We start from the raw sequence: 15987 nt of genomic DNA, 5'->3' as shown, positions 1-15987 counted from the left end.
GACGACACCACCCCCCGCCCCGGCGACGACCCGCGTCCCGACCGGCCCTCGGACACCGACGCATCCCTCGAGGACCGCGTGGACGGGTTCTCGCTCGCCGACGAACCGCGCCCCGACGACCTGCTGCTCGGCGACGGCACCACGCTGACCGCCGAGCAGCTCTCGCGCGCCGAGGAACGCCGCCGCCGCCGCGACGTCATCGAGGAGGGCGCCCCTCGCGAGGGCGTCGACATCATCCGGCGCGTCGAGGCGGCCGTGATCGTCGGCGTGCAGCTGCCCGGACGCACCTCCGCGGACGTCGACGCCTCCCTCGACGAACTCGAGGCCCTGCTGGACACCGCCGGCGCCGAGGTCGTCGAGCGTGTCGTGCAGCGGCTCGACACGCCGCAGGCCGCCACCTACATCGGCGGCGGCAAGGTCGCCGAGCTGCGCGAGCTGGTCGCCGCGCACGGCGCCGACGCGGTCGTGTTCGACGACGAGCTCTCCCCAGCGCAGCAGCGCACGCTGGAGGAGCGGATCAAGCAGAAGGTGCTCGACCGCACCATCGTGATCCTCGACATCTTCGCCCAGCACGCCACTTCGCGCGAGGGCAAGGCCCAGGTCGAGCTGGCACAGCTCAACTACCTGCTGCCGCGCCTGCGTGGGTGGGGTACGGCGCTGTCCCGGCAGGCCGGTGGGCGCACCGCCGGCGGTGCCGGTATCGGTGGCCGCGGTCCCGGTGAGACGCAGCTGGAGGTCGACCGGCGGCGGATCATGCGTCGCATCGCCAAGCTGCGCCGCGACCTGAAGGACTACGCCCGCATCCGCGAGACCAAGGCCACCGAACGCGAACGCAACCGGGTCCAGGTGGCGGCGCTGGTCGGCTACACCAACGCCGGCAAGTCGTCGCTGCTGAACCGGGTGACCGGCGCCAGCGTGCTGGTGGAGAACCGGCTGTTCGCCACGCTCGATCCGACCGTGCGCCGGCTGCCGCTGGAGGACGGGCGCGACATCGTGCTGACCGACACCGTCGGATTCGTGCGCAAGCTGCCGCACGGGCTGGTGGAGGCCTTCAAGTCGACGCTGGAGGAGTCGGCCAGTGCCGACCTGCTGCTGCACGTCGTCGACGCGTCGCACCCGGAGGCCGAGGCCCACGTCGTCGCGGTCCACGAGGTGCTGGAGGAGATCGGCGCCGACCGCGTGCCCGAGCAGCTGGTGCTCAACAAGATCGACCGCGCCGACCCGGCGACGGTGGAGGCACTGGCGCGGCGGGTCCAGGTCGAGCTCAACGCGGACCCGGTGTTGGTCTCCGCCCACACCGGCGCCGGGATCGACGAGCTCGTCGAGCGGATCCGGCTGCGCATCCCCGGCCAGCGACTGCGGATCTCCGCGCACATCCCGTACGCGCGGCAGGACCTCGTGGCGCTGGCGCACCGCAGCGGGCAGGTCGTCAAGGAGGCCCACGGCGTCAAGGGCACCGAACTGGTTGCCGATGTCGACGAGGAGGTCGCACGCACGCTGCGGCCGTACCTCGACATCGACGTGTTCGCCGAGCCGCCGGAGGACTGGGAGCGGGAGACGGGGACCTGACCGACGAGTTCATGGTCGCGGGCGACACCGCCGCCGTCGCCGCGCGCCTCCGGTTGCTGGCGCTGGCCGGCCGACGCCTCGGTCGGAGCGAGCACGAGGACGAGGTCTACGACCTCACCGTCGAGGTGGCGCTGCGTTGCCTCGACGCGGACAGCGTGGCGCTCTCGCGCTTCGACCGCGCCGAGGGGCTCACGCGGGTGCTGCGCAACCACGGCAAGCTGGCCGACTGGGAGGAGCCGCGCCCGCAGGACGAGACCTACCGGCTGGACGGCTACCGGCAGCTCGTCACCGTGCTGCTGCAGGGGCGCGCCTGGCACGGCACCGTCGACGACGCGGATCTGCCGCAGGTCGACCGGGACCTGCTGGTGGCGCTGGGCAAGTACGCGGCGCTGTCCTCGCCGGTGTTCGTCGGCGCCGAGGTGTGGGGCGAGCTCTACGTCACGCGCGCGCACGGCCGGTCGCCCTTCGGCGAGCTCGATCTCGTCATCTGCCAGACGCTGGTCGGACTGGTCGGGGCCGCGCTACGGCACCTGCAGGACCGCGCCGTGCTGCACGAACTGGCCTACCGCGATCGGTTGACCGGCCTCGCCAACCGGCGTGCCGTCGACGAGCGCCTCGAGGAGGTGTTCGCCGGCGAGCAGCTGGCTCGGCCGGTCGGGGTGGTCCTCGGCGACGTCAACGGCCTCAAGGACGTCAACGACCATCGCGGCCACGCCGAGGGCGACCGATTGCTGCGCGACGTCGCCGAGGTGCTCACCCGCGAGGTCGCACGCCATCCCGGCGGCCTGGCGGCGCGGATGGGTGGTGACGAGTTCTGCCTCGTGCTCGAGGGGGTGGAGGAGGACGAGATCCGCGAGATCACCGACCGGCTGATGGCCGCCACGCGGGCGCTGCCGCTGGGCGGCGGGCTGTCCTGCGGCTACGCACTGGTGCACGGCCGGCCCGGCGGCGCGCCGACCCCGGCCGCGGCCGGACGGGCGCTGCTGCGCCTGGCCGACGCGATGCAGTACCGCGAGAAGCGCGAGGTCCGGGCCGCCCGGGCCGGGCGCACGACCGGCGTCGCGGCCGGTGGTGGCCGCCACCAGCTCGCCAGCGCTGCGCGCGCCGCCGGCCGGGAGCTGGCCCGCGAGGTGCTGACGGCCGTGCAGGCGGCCGAGGGCGGGGTCGAGTCCCGGTTGGCCGCCCTGGCCTCCAGTGCCGCCAACGCGCTCGGTGCGGCGTCGTGGTGGCTGTCCAACAGCGACGGCGTCGACCTGGTCATCCGTGCCGGCGAGTACCTGCGCCGCGGGGACGTCGGACCCGGTGCGGTGCCGGTCACCCCCGGTGACCGCTACCCACTGGACGCCTACCCGGCCTCGGCGGCCGTGCTGCGCGGCGGGGTGTTCTTCGCCACGCTCGAGGACGGTGACCCGAGCGAACGCGAGTTCCTCGCCGCCAACGGCTACGTCGCGATCCTCGGAACCGGCGTCACCCGCCACGGCGTGGGTTGGCTGGTGGAGATCTGCGCCGACGCCTTCACCGAGCCCCTGGCGCCCCACGAGGGCCTGCTGCTCGCGCTGACCCAACTGGCCGCCGGCGACGACCCGTCCGACGCGGTGTGAGCGGGTCGGAAACTCGTCTCAGCGAACGGACCGCATCACGGTGACGACCTTGCCCATGATGCGGGCGTCCTGACCGGGCACCACGGGGATGGGATCGAAGGCCTCGTTGGCCGGGTCGAGGAACACCTCGCCCGCGCGGGTGCGGCGGAAGAACTTCACCGTCGCCTCGCCGTCGATCAGCGCGGCACACATCTCGCCCTGCTCGACCGACGGCTGCTCGCGCACGACCACGAAGTCGCCATCGAGGACGCCCGCCTCGATCATCGACTCGCCGCGCACCCGCAGCATGAACAACTGGCCCTCGCCGACCAGCTCCTTCGGCAGGGCGTAGACCGCGTCGACCTGCTCCTCGGCCAGGATCGGGCCACCGGCGGCGATGTCACCGACGAGCGGGACGTTGCGCGACGACGCCGGACGCATCTCCAGCGACGTCATCGGATCACGCCCGAGCTCCAGCGCCCGCGGCTTGGTCGGGTCGCGGCGCAGGTAGCCCTTGGTCTCCAGCGTCTCCAGCTGGGCGTGGACCGACGACGTGGATTTCAGCCCGACGGCGTCCCCGATCTCCCGCACCGAGGGCGGATAGCCGTGTGCGTCGACGTGGGCATGGATGACCTCGAGGATCGCCCGCTGGCGCGAGGTCAGGTCGCTCACGTCGTTCGGCTGCTCGCTCACCCTGGGCTCCTTGCGGCGTCGGCGCCCGTGCGCCGCGACGTGGCAGGGGGGCGGACCCCTTGCGTACGAACGGGCGTTCGGACGGACGGGACCGTAACACGAGGACGCGTCGGATGCGAACATCCGTTCGGGTTTCCCCTTGACCTCCGAACGTGCGTTCGCTTCACTCGCAGACGAACAGGCGTTCGATCGCGTCGGGGTCGGTGTCACACCCCGCCCGTAGCGTTCCCCACCAACGGCACGCACCGGCCGCCGACGACCGCCCGACGCACGACCCCGGCCCCGACCCGGCCCTACGACCCGAGGAGCCCACGATGAGCACCATCGCCCTGCCGGCCACCACTGCCACCCGCCGCCCCTCGGCCGCGGTCCTGTGGCGCCGCCGCGCCGTCGCGGTGCTCGGCCTCGTGCTGGTCGCCTTCCTGCTCACGGTCGCCATCGGGCGCGTCGGCGCCGAGGCGGAGCTGGCCGACAAGGTCGCCGGTCACGTGGTGGTCCAGCCGGGCGAGACGCTGTGGGACGTCGCCGTCGCGACGGCGCCCGAGGGGGTCGACGCCCGCCGGCAGCTCGACGAGCTGCGCCAGCTCAACGGCTTCGGTTCCTCCGAGGTCGACGCCTGGACCGTCGTCCTGCTCCCGGCCCGCTGACCCCGCGGGCTCGCATCTCGTCCACCGCGCTCTCTAGCCTGCCGCGCCGGGCGTCGACGAAGGGGTGGTCGTGCGGGTGGCGCTGCCGATGCTGGGAGCGGTCATGGCGGGCCTGGCGGTCGGCTGCGCCGGCGGCGGGCCGGGCGTGCCGGCCGACCTGGCCGACGGCGGTGTCGTCGACGCGGTCCGCACCGACGGCGCCCTGGTCTACGACTGCCTCGGCGTCGAAGGAACGGCCGAGCAGTTCGAAGCCGGACCCGACCTGGCCAGCGTCCGTGACCATCCCGCCCATGACGTCGTCCTGGACGCCGTGCATCCCACCGGCTGGTCCGTGCTCGAGGTCGGCCCGGCACGCGTCGCCGCCGTGCGGGCCCTGACCACCCGGGAGCGGGTCGAGTCCTGGCCCCGCTCCCACGCCCAGCTCGTCGTGGAACCGATCGACGGCGCGGAGCCGGCCGCAGCCCTCGACTGGAAGGTCGTCTCCCACACGACCTGCAACCCGCGGGTGCAGCTGCGGCCGGACCTGTGGCTGGCGAGCGTCGCCATCGATCCGGCCGCGGAGCCGGACGCGACGTCGGAGGAGTTGCGGCTACTCGTGCGCGACAACAACTGCGGGGACGGCGAGCCGCCGGACGGGCGGATCGAGGTCCTGGAGCAGGTCGTGACCGACGACGAGGTGCGCCTGCTCGTCGCGACCCGTCACCCGCCGCGCACGCTCGGCGACTGCCTCCAGGCACCCGACACCACGCTCACGCTGCCGCTTCCCGAACCGCTGGGCGACCGACGGGTCGTGGACGCCGCCCTCTTGCCCCACGAGGACGTCCCGGTGGGACTGCCCTGATGCGTCAGGCGGGGTCGGGGGCCTTGGGCGGGGCCTCCTTGCGGAGGGTGAGGAGCGCTTCCTCGAAGTCCTCGGGGCCCTGGAAGTCCTTGTAGACCGACGCGAAGCGGACGTAGGCGACGTCGTCGAGCTCGTGGAGCTGCCCGAGCACCTTCAGGCCCACCTGCTCCGAGGTGACCTCGCGACCGCCGGCGGCCCGCAGCTGCTGCTCGACCCGGGCGGCCGCGACCTCGAGGTCCTCCTGCGGGACACGGCCCTTGGCGGCTCGCGCCATGCCGTCGAGCACCTTCTGTCGCGAGAACGGGGTCACGACGCCGGACCGCTTGCGCACCAGCAGCTCCGGCAGCTCCACGCGCTCGAAGGTGGTGAAGCGCACGCCGCAGGCGCGACACTCGCGGCGGCGGCGGATCGCCGCGCCGTCGGGGGTGGGGCGGGAGTCGACGACCTTGTCGTCGTCGAGGCCGCACTCGGGACAACGCACGTGAGGCTGCACCGGTCGGTGGGGGACACCAGGACGCTAGGGCCTCGCGCCGCCGGGTCCGAGCATCCGCGCGGCGCGGGGCGCACACCCGATGCGATCGGCGCGAGTCGTCCGGCACCGGAGCGGCAGCGGATCGGCACCGGCGCGGCGCTAGGGTCGCGGCCATGAACGGATCACGCCTGACCCCCGTCGACGCGCCCGTCCCGGTCGGCCCCGCCGCTCTCGGGCTCCGCCTCGGCGCGCAGACCGCCGTCGTCGACGGCTGGCTCGTGCGCGACCTCGAGGTACCCGACGGCCTGGACGGCCCGGACGGGATCCTGCAGGGCGGGTTCGCCGCCGGCGTGGCCATCGACGCCGCGCGGGCGGTCGACCGCTTCGACGCCCCGCTGACCAGCGTGGACGCGCGGCTGTTCGCGCCGACCCCGCTCGGCCGCACGCTACAGGTGGCCGTCCGCCCGACGACGACCACGGCCCGCTACGAGGTGGAGACACGCGACGGCGAGCAGGTGCTGGTCGCCGCCACGGTCGAGCTGGCCGGCCAGGACCCGGCCGCACGGGTCTACGACCTGGTCGAGCTGGCGACCGTGCCGATCCCGCCGGGCCGGGCGGACTCGCCGTTCCCACACTGCTTCGTGTGCGGCGCCGACCCGCGCCACCCGCACGCACAGAAGCTCCTGCCGGCATGGGCCGGTGAGGGACGCATCAGCATCCCGTGGGTGTGCGACGACGAGCTCGGCAACGAGCGCGGCGTCATCGACCCGCTGCTGGTGTCCGCCGTGTTGGACTGTCCGACCGTGTGGTCCGCCTGGCACGAGGTGGAGGCCAACGGCTGGGAGGGCGCGCTGCTGGCCCACTACCACCTACGTGCGTTCCGGGACGCGCCAGTGATGGAGCCGCTGCGTACGGTCGCTCGCCTCGACGACGTGGACGGCCGCAAGGTCCGCGCCCGCGGTGCCCTGGTCGACGAGGAGGGCGTCGTCTACGCCGTGTCGTCGGCCCTGCACATCGGCGTGGAGAAGTTGCCGACGACGCCGGCCTGACGGACGCTCACGGCACCGGGGCGCCGCGCTCGCCGGCCCCCGCGCCGACGGCCGCCGACGCCTCCTGAGGAGCCACCGATGTCCGACACGCCGACGACCGTCGTCGCCGAGTGGGTCGAGGCCTACCGCACCGCCTGGGAGGACGCCGACGTCGCCGGCGCCGGCGCCCTGTTCACCGACGACGCCACCTACCAGGTCACGCCGTTCACGCCGCCGATGACCGGGCGGGCTGCGGTCGAGGACTACTGGCGTCGCGTCACCAGCAGCCAGCAGGAACGACGGATCACCTGCACCTGGCTGGGGGCAGGACCGGACGAGCAGTTCGTGCACTTCCGTGCCGAGTTGCAGGTCGACGGCGGCCGCCAGGTCATCGACGGGATGCTGGCGGTCCGCATCGACGACCACGGACGTTGCACGGCCCTGCGCGAGTGGTGGCACAGCGACGCCGATGGGTGATCCCGGCACGTCGGCGGGACGCGCCGCCAGGAGCGACGCAGGCGAGCCGGCGCCGCTGCTGGCATGCCCCCACTGCGGCGCCCCGCTGCGCCGTGACGGCCGCACGTGGCGGTGCGCGGCCGGCCACGCGTTCGACGTCGCCCGCCAGGGCTACGTCAACCTGCTCGCCGGCCGCAAGGCGTCGGCCGGCGACACCGCGGCGATGCTCGACGCCCGCCAGCGCGTGCTGGGTGCCGGGCACCTCGACGTCGTCACCGGGGCCCTGGTCACCGCCTGCACCGACCTGCCCGCCGGGGCGCTCGTCGAGGTCGGCGCCGGGACCGCACACCACCTCGTCGCCGTCCGACACGCGCTGGCGCGGCAGCAGGCCATCGCCATGGACGTCTCGGTCGCGGCGGCGAAGCGGGCCGGTCGCGCCGACCCGGACCACACCACCGCCGTCGTCGCCGACGTCTGGCAGCCGTGGCCGCTGCTGGACGCGGTCGCTGCCGCGGTGCTGACCGTCTTCGCGCCCCGCAACGCGGAGGAGACCGCCCGCGTGCTGGTCCCCGGCGGTCGGTTGGTGGTCGTCACACCGGCACCGAACCACCTCCACGAGTTGCGCGGCCCGCTGGGTCTGCTGCGGATCGAGTCCGGCAAGGCCGACCGGTTGCACGCCGAGCTCGACCCGCACCTCGACCACCTCGACACCCGTGAGGTCCGCGACACCGTCCGCGTCGACCGCGCCGACGCGGCCGCCCTGGCGGGCATGGGCCCGGCGGGACATCACGTCGAGAGCGAGGAACTCCGCGCACGCGCGGCGGCCCTGGACGAGACGGCCCCGGTCACGATCGCGGTGGAGGTGAGCCGTTTCGCCCGGCGCCGCTGAGGCTCAGGTGTCGCGGCGCTCGACCAGCACGCGGCGGCCGTGCGCGCCGGTGTCGTCGGACCACTCGTCGACCACCTCGAGGCGGCCGTCGCCGCGACGCTGCAGCCGGGCGCGCCCGCGACCGATCACCTCGACCGCCCCGGTGCGGCGCTCCTCGGTGTGCACGAACCGGTAGCGGATGACGTCGTCTACGACGATGCCGGCCAGCTCGCCCTCGGAGATGCGGTGGGCGTCGTAGCGGGCGATGGCGCGCCGGCCCTCCTGCAGGAACTTGAACTGCAGCCCGTGCCCGGGCGGTCCCTCGATGGCATGGTCGACCTCGAACCACAGCCCGTGCAGGTCGTAGCCATGACCCGCCAAGCGGTGCCGCCCGGCGTCCCAGTCGCCGCGGGTGAGCGCGTAACCCCACTCGTTGGCGGCCGGGCCGTCCTCCGTGGCACGGTAGGACTCGCGGTAGCGGGCCTCCATCCGGAAGCCGGCGGCGTTGAAGGCGCGCTGCATCGGCACGTTGTGCTCGTGGGCGCGGCCGGTCAGGCGGAGCAGGCCGGGGTTGGCCTGGAAGTGGTGGTCGGCCAGTTGGCGCAGCACCTCGCGGCCGACGCCGCGTCCCCGCAACTGCGGCGAGACGCGGATCGACATCCGCGCGTCCTCGCCGTCCAGGCCGGTGACCAGTGTGAACCCGCCCGGGGTCCCGCCCACCACGATCGCCCAGCCCCACCGTTCGTCGGACGCCCACACGCCCTCGTCGAGTTCGGCGGCCAGCTTCTCCACGTCCCAGTTGTAGCCACGCGCGAGCGGCGAGGCGGTCGCACGGTCGACGTCGGCGACCCATGCCGCGTCGTCGGGCACGAGCACGCGAAGATGGACTTCCGGGCGGTCGGCTGGCACAGGGACGCCCTTCGGGTCGGGGCCGCGAGACACCGCCTCCGCAGGCGGCCGCGGCAGTACAGGTACCACGTCGCGCCGCGCCACGGGCGCAGGCGCAGGGCTCGCCGTGGATATCCGCCCGGCCCGCACCGGCCCGCCCGGCCCGACGGTCCGACAGGCACCCGCGCCCGGCGGCGGCCACTGCTCGGGCAGCCGGGCCCGCTCCGGCGCCGCGCGTACCGGCACTTAGGGTGGCTGGCGAGGCAGTCGGCGGCGATGGCCGGCTCCGGACCGGGACGAGGCGACGGTGCAGCAGTGGATCGGGACCAGCGCACGCGATCTGGCGGCGGCCGTCCGCGACGGCAAGGTCAGCGCCGTCGAACTGGTGCGCGCCCATCTCGACCACCTCGCCGAGGTCGAGCACCGGCTGGGCGCGTTCGCGTCCGTGCGCCAGCGCGCCGCGCTCGAGGAGGCCGAAGCGCTCGACGGCCGGGCCGACAAGGCCGACCTGCCGCTGGCCGGCGTGCCGATCGCCGTCAAGGACAACACCGACCTCGCCGGCGAGCCGACCCGCCACGGCAGCAAGGCGACCTCCAGCGAACCGGCCGGCCAGGACGCCGAGGTGGTGGCACGGCTGCGGGCGGCCGGCGCCATCCCGATCGGCAAGACCCGCTGCCCGGAGCTGTCGGCGTGGGGCACCTCCGAGGACCCGGCCGGCGTCAGCGTGAGCCCGTGGGACCCCTCGCGCACCGCGGGTGGGTCCTCCGGCGGGTCGGCCGCGGCGGTCGCCGCCGGGGTCGTGCCGCTGGCGGTGGCGACCGACGGGCTCGGCTCGGTGCGGATCCCGGCCGCCGCCTGCGGCCTGGTCGGCCTCAAGCCCGGTGCCGACGTGCTGCCGGAGCACCAGGGCGGTGAGCACCACTGGTTCGGGATGAGCCGCTACGGCCCGCTCGCCACCACGGTCGCGGACGCGGCGCTGTTCCTCGACGTCATGGCCGGCACCGACCGCCACCGCGAGGTCACCGAGGCCGCCCGACCACTGCAGGTCGCGGTGTCCTGGGCGCCTCCTGCGCCGGGCACGGTCATCACCCGCCACTGGATCGAGCCCACCCTGGAGGCGGGCCGGCTGCTGCGCGCCGCGGGCCACGCCGTCATGCGCGCGGATCCGCCCTACGAGCCCGCCACCGTCCCGGCCGTCGTGGCCCGCTGGACGCAGGGGGTCGCCCGTGACGTCGAGCTGCTCGGGCTGGACGAGTCGAGGTTGCAGCCCCGCACCCGGGCGCACGTGGCCGTCGGGCGGGCGCTCGGCTCGCGCTACCCGGCCGCGCCCGAGCAGGCGCAACGTTTCCGCGACCGGCTGGCGGGCCTGTTCGAGCAGCACGACGTGCTGCTGCTGCCGACCCTCGCACGCGACCCGTTGCCGGCACGGGCCTGGCACCGGGCGGGCTGGACGGCCAACCTCGCCGCGACCGTGGCGGCCTACCCGCTCACGCCGGCCTTCAACCTCGCCGACGTGCCGGTCGCGGCGGTCCCGATGTGGGAGCACCGGGGCCGGCCGCTGTCGGTGCAGGTCGTGGCCGCGCCCGGCCGCGAGGACCTGGTGCTGGCGGTGGCCGCCGAGCTCGAACGGCTGCGCCCCTGGACGCGCCACGCGCCCGGCTGGGGCGTGCCGACCTCGTAGGTGCCGAGGTGGCCCACCCGCGCCGGGCGCGGTGACGGTGGGGTGCGGTGGTCTACCAGCGCTTGATGGCCGGCACGGCGTCGGCCTCGCGCCAGGCGTTGGCGCGACCGGTGAACCGGTAGAGGAACACGGTCATCTGCTGGCGGGTCACCGACGACTTCGGGCGGTACTCGGTCGAGGTCACGCCCTGGGTGATGTTGTACTCCGACAGGAAGGAGATGGCGCGGTCGTAGGCGTCGCCCCGCGGCACGTCGGAGAAGCTGTGCTGCTGGGTCGGCTTGGGGCTACCCGCGAGGCGATGCATCCACAGGGCCATGTGGCGGCGCGACACCGCCGACTCGCCGTTGAACTCACGCGAGCTGGACACCGGGATCACGTCGGCCGCGACGGCCCAGCGCAGCGCGGGCTCGTAGTGCGCACCGGAGGGGATGTCGGTGAAGCCGTGCGGCGTGCTGACCGCCGGCTCGCCCATCATGCGCCACAGGAACGTCGCCATCTGGCCGCGGGTGACGTTGCGGACCGGAGCGAAGTGGGTCCCGTTGCCGACGCCCTTGGTGAGGTTCACGTCCGCGGCCCAGGAGATCTGACGGACGAACTGGTAGTTCGACGGGATGTCCGCGAACGGCCCCGGAGCGGCCGCGACGCGGGCCTGGCCGACGTCGGGAGCGGTCCAGAACGACGTCTTGCGCTGCGCACCGTCCCAGGTGAAGCTGAAGTGGATGTGGTCGGTGTGCGGGCTCGCGCCGGTGTAGGGACGCCAGCCCTCGTTGGGCCGGTAGGCGTTCCAGACCTGGCGGTTCCAGATGATGTACATGATGCCGAGCCGGCGGGCCATGGCGTGGCGGTTGCCGTGCTCGTCGGTGGCGAGCAGCCAGCCGAGCACCTCGTCGGCCTTGCGCCGGTCGCTGGCGTTGTTGGCGTTCAGCATCCAGTCGTAGGCGCGGCCCTCCTTGTGCTCGCTCTTGCCGCCTTGCGAGCAGTTGCGGAGGATGCCGCCACCGTTGGCGCCGTAGGTGCGCTGGAGGAGTGCGCGGAAGTCACGGACACCGGGCTGCTCGGTGGACAGGCAGCGGGTCTGGCCCTCGTAGCGGGCGTACGCGTCGATCTGTGGTCCGAAATCGCGGACCTGCGGGGTCGCGAAGGCGGGTCCGGCGATGGTGGCCAGCAGGCCGACCATCAGTCCGACGATGACGAGCCGCTGGCGAATGGGCGTGCGTCGCAAGTGGTTCCCCTTGATCGGGAGCAGAGGACGGCATCGCCGAACAGGCCGATGCCCCGCGGCCGACAACCCTCTCGCTGTTCTCGGACGCGGTTGCGCGCGGGCTCTCCGCACGCCGCGCTGCCCGACCTCGGACACGGCCGGGCAGCGAAACGGGGGAGCGGACAGTGGCCGATCCCCCGGTAGAACGGTCGGGGAGTCAAGCCCCTGTCTGAAGTACCGTCGCGTCCTCGGGCGAAGTGCGCCCGACGGGAACTGCGCGGTGAAGTGGGACGTTCGTCCCCGGCCGTGCGACCGGGTCTAGTCCGTCCAGGCGGCCGGGGTGCGCCGCCGCCTCGTCGACTCGGCCGTCATCTTCGTTCCATCTGACGGCACGTCATGCCCCTACAGCTCGTCGGTGGGGACGGGGGCGTCGGTCGGGCCCAGCGGCGCGTCACCCGGCGGTTCGGTGTCCGCACCCGCCGCCGCGTCCGGTGCCGCGTCCGAGGCCGGGTCCACCTCCGCGGCGGCCTCGGCGCGCAGGCGCAGTTCGTTGCCGACGGCGGACAGCACGGCCGCGATCGGCACGGCGAGGAAGGCCCCGATGACGCCGATCAGCGCCGCGCCGGCGGTCAGGGCCCCCAGGATCACGACCGGGTGCAGGGACACGGCCCGGCGCATGATGACCGGTTGCAGGACATTGGATTCGATCTGCTGCACGGCCACGACGATGGCCAGCACGATCAGGGCCTGCTGCACCCCGCCGGCGGCCAGCGCCACCAGCACGGCCAGGAGACCGGTCAGGAACGCGCCGATCACGGGGATGAACCCGCCGAGGAACACCAACACCGCGATCGGCAGCACCAGGGGCACGCCCACGATCGCGAGACCGACACCGATGCCGACCGCGTCGATGAGTGCGACCGCGGCCGTGCCGCGCACGAACCCGGACAGCGCCGCCCACGCCCGGCGACCGACCGCGCGGACGGTGTCGCGGTGGTCGGCCGGACTGCGGGCGATGACCCACGCGACGATCTGCTCGCCGTCCTTGACGAAGAAGAACAGCAGGACGAGGGCCAGCACCAGCGCGGCGACGCCCTGCACGATCGCCGCCGCACCGGTCAGTACCTGTCCGGCGACCTCGCCGCCACGCTCCTGCAGCGCCTCGGTGCCCTGCTGGATGAACCCGACCACCTCGTCGCGGTCCCAGCCCAGCGGACTGGTCTCGAGCAGTTCGAACAGCGTGTCGACCGCTTCCAGCACGGTCGGGCGCAGCTCCTGCACCTGCGTGACGAACGGCGGCGTCAGCGCGGCGATCAGGGCGACGATGGCGAGCAGTGCGCCGCCGACCACGACGAGGGCGGCACCGGCCCGGGGCAGCCCGCGCCGTTCCAACGCGCGCGCCGGTTGGACGCACAGCGTCGCCAGGATGAGCGCGATGATGACCGGCAGCGTGACCAGGGCCAGCGTGGTCAGCACGTAGAGGATCGCGGCCGCGCCGACCAACAGGATCAGCAGCCGCCAGCCCCAGGCGGAGACGGTCAGCAGCCAGGACGGGACCCGGTCGCGCTCGGGCGGCGAGGCCGCGTCCGACGGCGGCCGCGCCTGGGAGTGGGCGTCGTCGGTCACGGCGGTCCCTGCAGGGTGAGGCGGGAGGCGAAGACTAGGCGCGCGGACCGGCGAGACACGCTCACTGACCGCCCACCCGCCGCTGGACGATTGACCAGCGCTCGGGGTGCGGGCCTATGCTCCGCGCCCGACCGGCGGCGTGTGCGGACGCGTCGCAGGACCTGGAGGGGTTCGCAGCGCGATGAGGCAGAGCGCCACGCCCTCGGAGGCGACCGTCGACACGGCGCCCAATGGGGTCCAGGCGTCGCCGCCGGCGCCCGACGTCGAGGTCGGTGACGGGCTGCCCACGGACCCGGGGTGCGTGGCCGAGGACGTCGACGCCGAGGGTGTCCCGGCCGTCGGCCTGCAGGCGCTGGAGCGCACCGTCGCCCGCCTGCGTGCCGACAACGACGGGCTTCGCACCGCCCTGCGGCACCGGGCCGTGATCGAGCAGGCCAAGGGCGTGCTGATGGCCCGCAACGGCTGCACGCCGGACCAGGCGTTCGAGCGGCTGGTCGACCACTCGCAACGTTCCAACCAGAAGCTGATCCGGGTGGCGGCGGCGGTCGTCGCCGCGACCATCACGGCCCGCCATCCGGTGGCGACGGGCGGCGAGTTCGACCTCGATCTCCTCGAAGACGCGGCGCCGCAGGGCGAGCCGCTGGACGCCCGCGACGCGGACCGCCGCTTGGCCGGGGTGGCGCTGGAGGCGGCGCTGGACCTCGACGAGCTGGTGCACATCGTCGCCTACGAGGCGGCCGCGCAACTGGCACCGAACGCGGTGCTGCTGGCGGCCATCGAGCCCGACGGTGCCGTGCGGCTGATCGCCGGCACCGGCTACGACCAGCAGATGATGTCGGCCTGGCACCGCATCCCGCCGTCGGTCGACGTGCCGCTGGTCGCCGCCGCCCGCACGCACACGCCGGTGCTGCTGGAGGACTTCAACACCCGCGCGGAGCGGTTCCCGCTCAGCCGGAGCATGCCGCGCGTCTTCGAGGCGCAGGCCAGCGTCCCGTTGAAGGTCGGAGACCGCACCGTCGGGGTGCTCGGCATGTCGTGGCTCGAGCCGCGCCGCTTCGACGAGGGCGACGCCGCCCGCCTGGTCGAGGTCGCCGACCAGACCGTGGGACCGTTCCTGCGGCTGCTGCGCGGTGACGACGCCGAGCTGCCCCAGGTCGCCGTCGACGTGCTGCACACGCGCTGGTTCCGCGCGGCCCTGGACGCGGTGGTGGTCCCGCTGTTCGTGCTGTTCCCGGTCCGCGACCAGCGCGGCACGGTCGTCGACTTCACGATCGCCTTCCTCAACCGCACGGCGTGCGAGGGCGAGACCGCGCCGGCCGACCAGATCGTCGGGCACACCGTGCTGGAGCTGTATCCGCGCACGGCCAGCCGCGTGCTGTTCACCACCTTCCTCGACGTGCTGGAGACCGGGCGCACGGTCCACCTCGACCGGGTGACCGCCCAGGAGTTGGTCGACGGCACCGAGGAGGAGCACGACTACTGCGCGGCCGCGGCCCGCCTCGGCGACGGCCTGCTGGTCACGTGGCGGCGCCTGGACGACTGAGGCTGCGAACCGCGAAATTGCGACGTTGCGGGGCCGGGCGGGTGCGGCCCCGCGCCCGTCCGTGCTGCGGTGCGGCCCCGGCGTCAGTCCGTGTCGCGGCGTGCCACCTCGACGTCGAGCTCGTCGAGGTCGGACTCCAGGATCGCGCGGTCCTCGTCGTCCTCGACCTCGGCGGCGATGGCCCGGGCCTGGCCGAGGTGCACGCGCACGGTGTCGAGGTCACCGGCGAGCAGGCCTGCCCGGGCGACCGCCTCGTGCGCCGCACCCTCGAGGAAGCCGCCGAGGCCGTTGGCGAGGCAGATCGCCAGCGTGCGGCGGGCGTGCCACGTCGCGGGCTCGGCGCGGCCGAGTTCGGCATAGACCCGCGAGCACTGCCACTCGCCGGTCGCCAGGCGCATCGCGTCACCGCCGGCGGCCGCCCAGTGCAGCCGCGAGGCGTGGGCGGTGTGCAGCATCTCGTCGTCCGCGTCGGGGCCGCGGCCGGGGGTCTCCAGCAGCTCCCAGGCCCGGTTGAACAGGGCGACGGCGAGGTGGAGGTGCTGCTCGGGCGTGAGCGGATCGGCCTTGTCCGGCGAGGGGGAGGACGAGTCCGCGGCGTCCGGGGTGGTCGTCATGGCGAGCCCTCGCGTCGAGCGGAGCAGCGGGCGGCGGACGGGACGGCGAACGGTCGGCGCGTCGCACCGCGGTACGGGTCCGGACGGTCCGCGGGGGCCGCGTCATCACAGCCTGCGCAGCGACGGCGCGGGCCGACACCGCCTCGTCCGACCCGGCGGACGGCGCGCGCGTCCTGCGCGCTGTGCAACGACGGCAAGCGGTGGACGGGCCTGTGGACAACCGCGGCGCTGGCTGTGCGAAACCTTGGGACCGACCGACGCACTCCCTGTGGGAACACCA

Annotated in this window: 15 protein-coding genes; 9 read left to right on the top strand and 6 right to left on the bottom strand. The window is 74.1% G+C overall.

Features of this window, described 5'->3' with window-relative positions; genetic code table 11:
• Positions 1-78 precede the first annotated feature (78 nt).
• Together hflX and ACERM0_RS13325 are read left to right on the top strand one after the other, a co-directional pair.
• Positions 79-1569 carry a GTPase HflX gene (gene hflX, locus ACERM0_RS13330; protein WP_373679099.1) on the top strand — a complete coding sequence of 497 codons (1491 nt, stop codon included), beginning with the start codon at positions 79-81 and terminating at the stop codon, positions 1567-1569.
• An 11-nt stretch (positions 1570-1580) separates the two neighbouring features.
• Positions 1581-3170 (top strand): diguanylate cyclase domain-containing protein, encoded by a 1590-nt coding sequence (locus tag ACERM0_RS13325; RefSeq protein ID WP_373679098.1) that lies wholly within the window; start codon positions 1581-1583, stop codon positions 3168-3170.
• An 18-nt stretch (positions 3171-3188) separates the two neighbouring features.
• Here the strand turns inward: ACERM0_RS13325 and lexA are convergent, their stop codons facing one another.
• Positions 3189-3965: a transcriptional repressor LexA gene (lexA, locus tag ACERM0_RS13320; RefSeq protein ID WP_373679097.1), complete on the bottom strand. Its 777-nt coding sequence runs from the start codon at positions 3963-3965 to the stop codon at positions 3189-3191.
• 191 nt (positions 3966-4156) lie between these two features.
• On the opposite strand from lexA, the gene ACERM0_RS13315 reads away from it, so the two are divergent.
• Entirely contained in the window at positions 4157-4489 is a 333-nt protein-coding gene (locus tag ACERM0_RS13315) for a hypothetical protein (protein WP_373679096.1), read from the top strand.
• A 70-nt stretch (positions 4490-4559) separates the two neighbouring features.
• Positions 4560-5330, top strand: coding sequence for a hypothetical protein (locus ACERM0_RS13310; protein WP_373679095.1), 771 nt, complete (start codon positions 4560-4562; stop codon positions 5328-5330).
• 4 nt (positions 5331-5334) lie between these two features.
• On the opposite strand, the gene nrdR is transcribed toward ACERM0_RS13310, so the two are convergent.
• Positions 5335-5811: a transcriptional regulator NrdR gene (nrdR, locus tag ACERM0_RS13305; RefSeq protein ID WP_373679094.1), complete on the bottom strand. Its 477-nt coding sequence runs from the start codon at positions 5809-5811 to the stop codon at positions 5335-5337.
• Between the two features lie 164 nt (positions 5812-5975).
• On the opposite strand from nrdR, the gene ACERM0_RS13300 reads away from it, so the two are divergent.
• The 3 genes from ACERM0_RS13300 to ACERM0_RS13290 all read left to right on the top strand — a co-directional run bounded on the left by ACERM0_RS13300 (position 5976) and on the right by ACERM0_RS13290 (position 8175).
• Complete coding sequence (locus tag ACERM0_RS13300) at positions 5976-6851, top strand: hypothetical protein (RefSeq protein ID WP_373679093.1); 876 nt, start codon at positions 5976-5978, stop codon at positions 6849-6851.
• 78 nt (positions 6852-6929) lie between these two features.
• Complete coding sequence (locus ACERM0_RS13295; protein ID WP_373679092.1) at positions 6930-7307, top strand: nuclear transport factor 2 family protein; 378 nt, start codon at positions 6930-6932, stop codon at positions 7305-7307.
• Entirely contained in the window at positions 7300-8175 is an 876-nt protein-coding gene (locus ACERM0_RS13290; RefSeq protein WP_373679091.1) for a putative RNA methyltransferase, read from the top strand. The genes ACERM0_RS13295 and ACERM0_RS13290 overlap by 8 nt, the downstream gene beginning before the upstream one ends.
• Before the next feature lie 3 nt (positions 8176-8178).
• Here the strand turns inward: ACERM0_RS13290 and ACERM0_RS13285 are convergent, their stop codons facing one another.
• On the bottom strand, positions 8179-9030 hold the full coding sequence (locus ACERM0_RS13285) for a GNAT family N-acetyltransferase (protein WP_373679090.1): 852 nt from the start codon (positions 9028-9030) through the stop codon (positions 8179-8181).
• 319 nt (positions 9031-9349) lie between these two features.
• On the opposite strand from ACERM0_RS13285, the gene ACERM0_RS13280 reads away from it, so the two are divergent.
• Positions 9350-10723 (top strand): amidase, encoded by a 1374-nt coding sequence (locus ACERM0_RS13280; protein ID WP_373679089.1) that lies wholly within the window; start codon positions 9350-9352, stop codon positions 10721-10723.
• A gap of 52 nt (positions 10724-10775) precedes the next feature.
• On the opposite strand, the gene ACERM0_RS13275 is transcribed toward ACERM0_RS13280, so the two are convergent.
• Both ACERM0_RS13275 and ACERM0_RS13270 read right to left on the bottom strand, forming a co-directional pair.
• Entirely contained in the window at positions 10776-11945 is a 1170-nt protein-coding gene (locus ACERM0_RS13275; protein ID WP_373679088.1) for an S-layer homology domain-containing protein, read from the bottom strand.
• A gap of 381 nt (positions 11946-12326) precedes the next feature.
• Entirely contained in the window at positions 12327-13550 is a 1224-nt protein-coding gene (locus tag ACERM0_RS13270) for an AI-2E family transporter (protein ID WP_373679087.1), read from the bottom strand.
• A 181-nt stretch (positions 13551-13731) separates the two neighbouring features.
• Between ACERM0_RS13270 and ACERM0_RS13265 the strand changes: the two genes are divergently transcribed.
• Positions 13732-15093 (top strand): ANTAR domain-containing protein, encoded by a 1362-nt coding sequence (locus tag ACERM0_RS13265; protein WP_373679086.1) that lies wholly within the window; start codon positions 13732-13734, stop codon positions 15091-15093.
• Positions 15094-15176: 83 nt separating this feature from the next.
• Here ACERM0_RS13265 and ACERM0_RS13260 read toward each other — a convergent pair whose 3' ends face one another.
• Positions 15177-15707, bottom strand: coding sequence for a hypothetical protein (locus ACERM0_RS13260; RefSeq protein WP_373679085.1), 531 nt, complete (start codon positions 15705-15707; stop codon positions 15177-15179).
• Positions 15708-15987: the final 280 nt, after the last annotated feature.

This window comes from Egicoccus sp. AB-alg2, assembly GCF_041821065.1.
GTDB lineage: Bacteria > Actinomycetota > Nitriliruptoria > Nitriliruptorales > Nitriliruptoraceae > Egicoccus.
Note: the sequence above shows the minus strand (reverse complement) of the source record. Positions and strands in the feature narration are given on the sequence as shown.

What these genes read in the sequence shown, in the direction of transcription:
- ACERM0_RS13325 (WP_373679098.1), top strand. Translation starts at nt 1,581, where the DNA reads ATGGTCGCGGGCGACACCGCCGCCGTCGCCGCGCGCCTCCGGTTGCTG.
- lexA (WP_373679097.1), bottom strand. Translation starts at nt 3,965, where the DNA reads ATGTTCGCATCCGACGCGTCCTCGTGTTACGGTCCCGTCCGTCCGAAC.
- ACERM0_RS13315 (WP_373679096.1), top strand. Translation starts at nt 4,157, where the DNA reads ATGAGCACCATCGCCCTGCCGGCCACCACTGCCACCCGCCGCCCCTCG.
- ACERM0_RS13300 (WP_373679093.1), top strand. Translation starts at nt 5,976, where the DNA reads ATGAACGGATCACGCCTGACCCCCGTCGACGCGCCCGTCCCGGTCGGC.
- ACERM0_RS13295 (WP_373679092.1), top strand. Translation starts at nt 6,930, where the DNA reads ATGTCCGACACGCCGACGACCGTCGTCGCCGAGTGGGTCGAGGCCTAC.
- ACERM0_RS13290 (WP_373679091.1), top strand. Translation starts at nt 7,300, where the DNA reads ATGGGTGATCCCGGCACGTCGGCGGGACGCGCCGCCAGGAGCGACGCA.
- ACERM0_RS13265 (WP_373679086.1), top strand. Translation starts at nt 13,732, where the DNA reads ATGAGGCAGAGCGCCACGCCCTCGGAGGCGACCGTCGACACGGCGCCC.
- ACERM0_RS13260 (WP_373679085.1), bottom strand. Translation starts at nt 15,707, where the DNA reads ATGACGACCACCCCGGACGCCGCGGACTCGTCCTCCCCCTCGCCGGAC.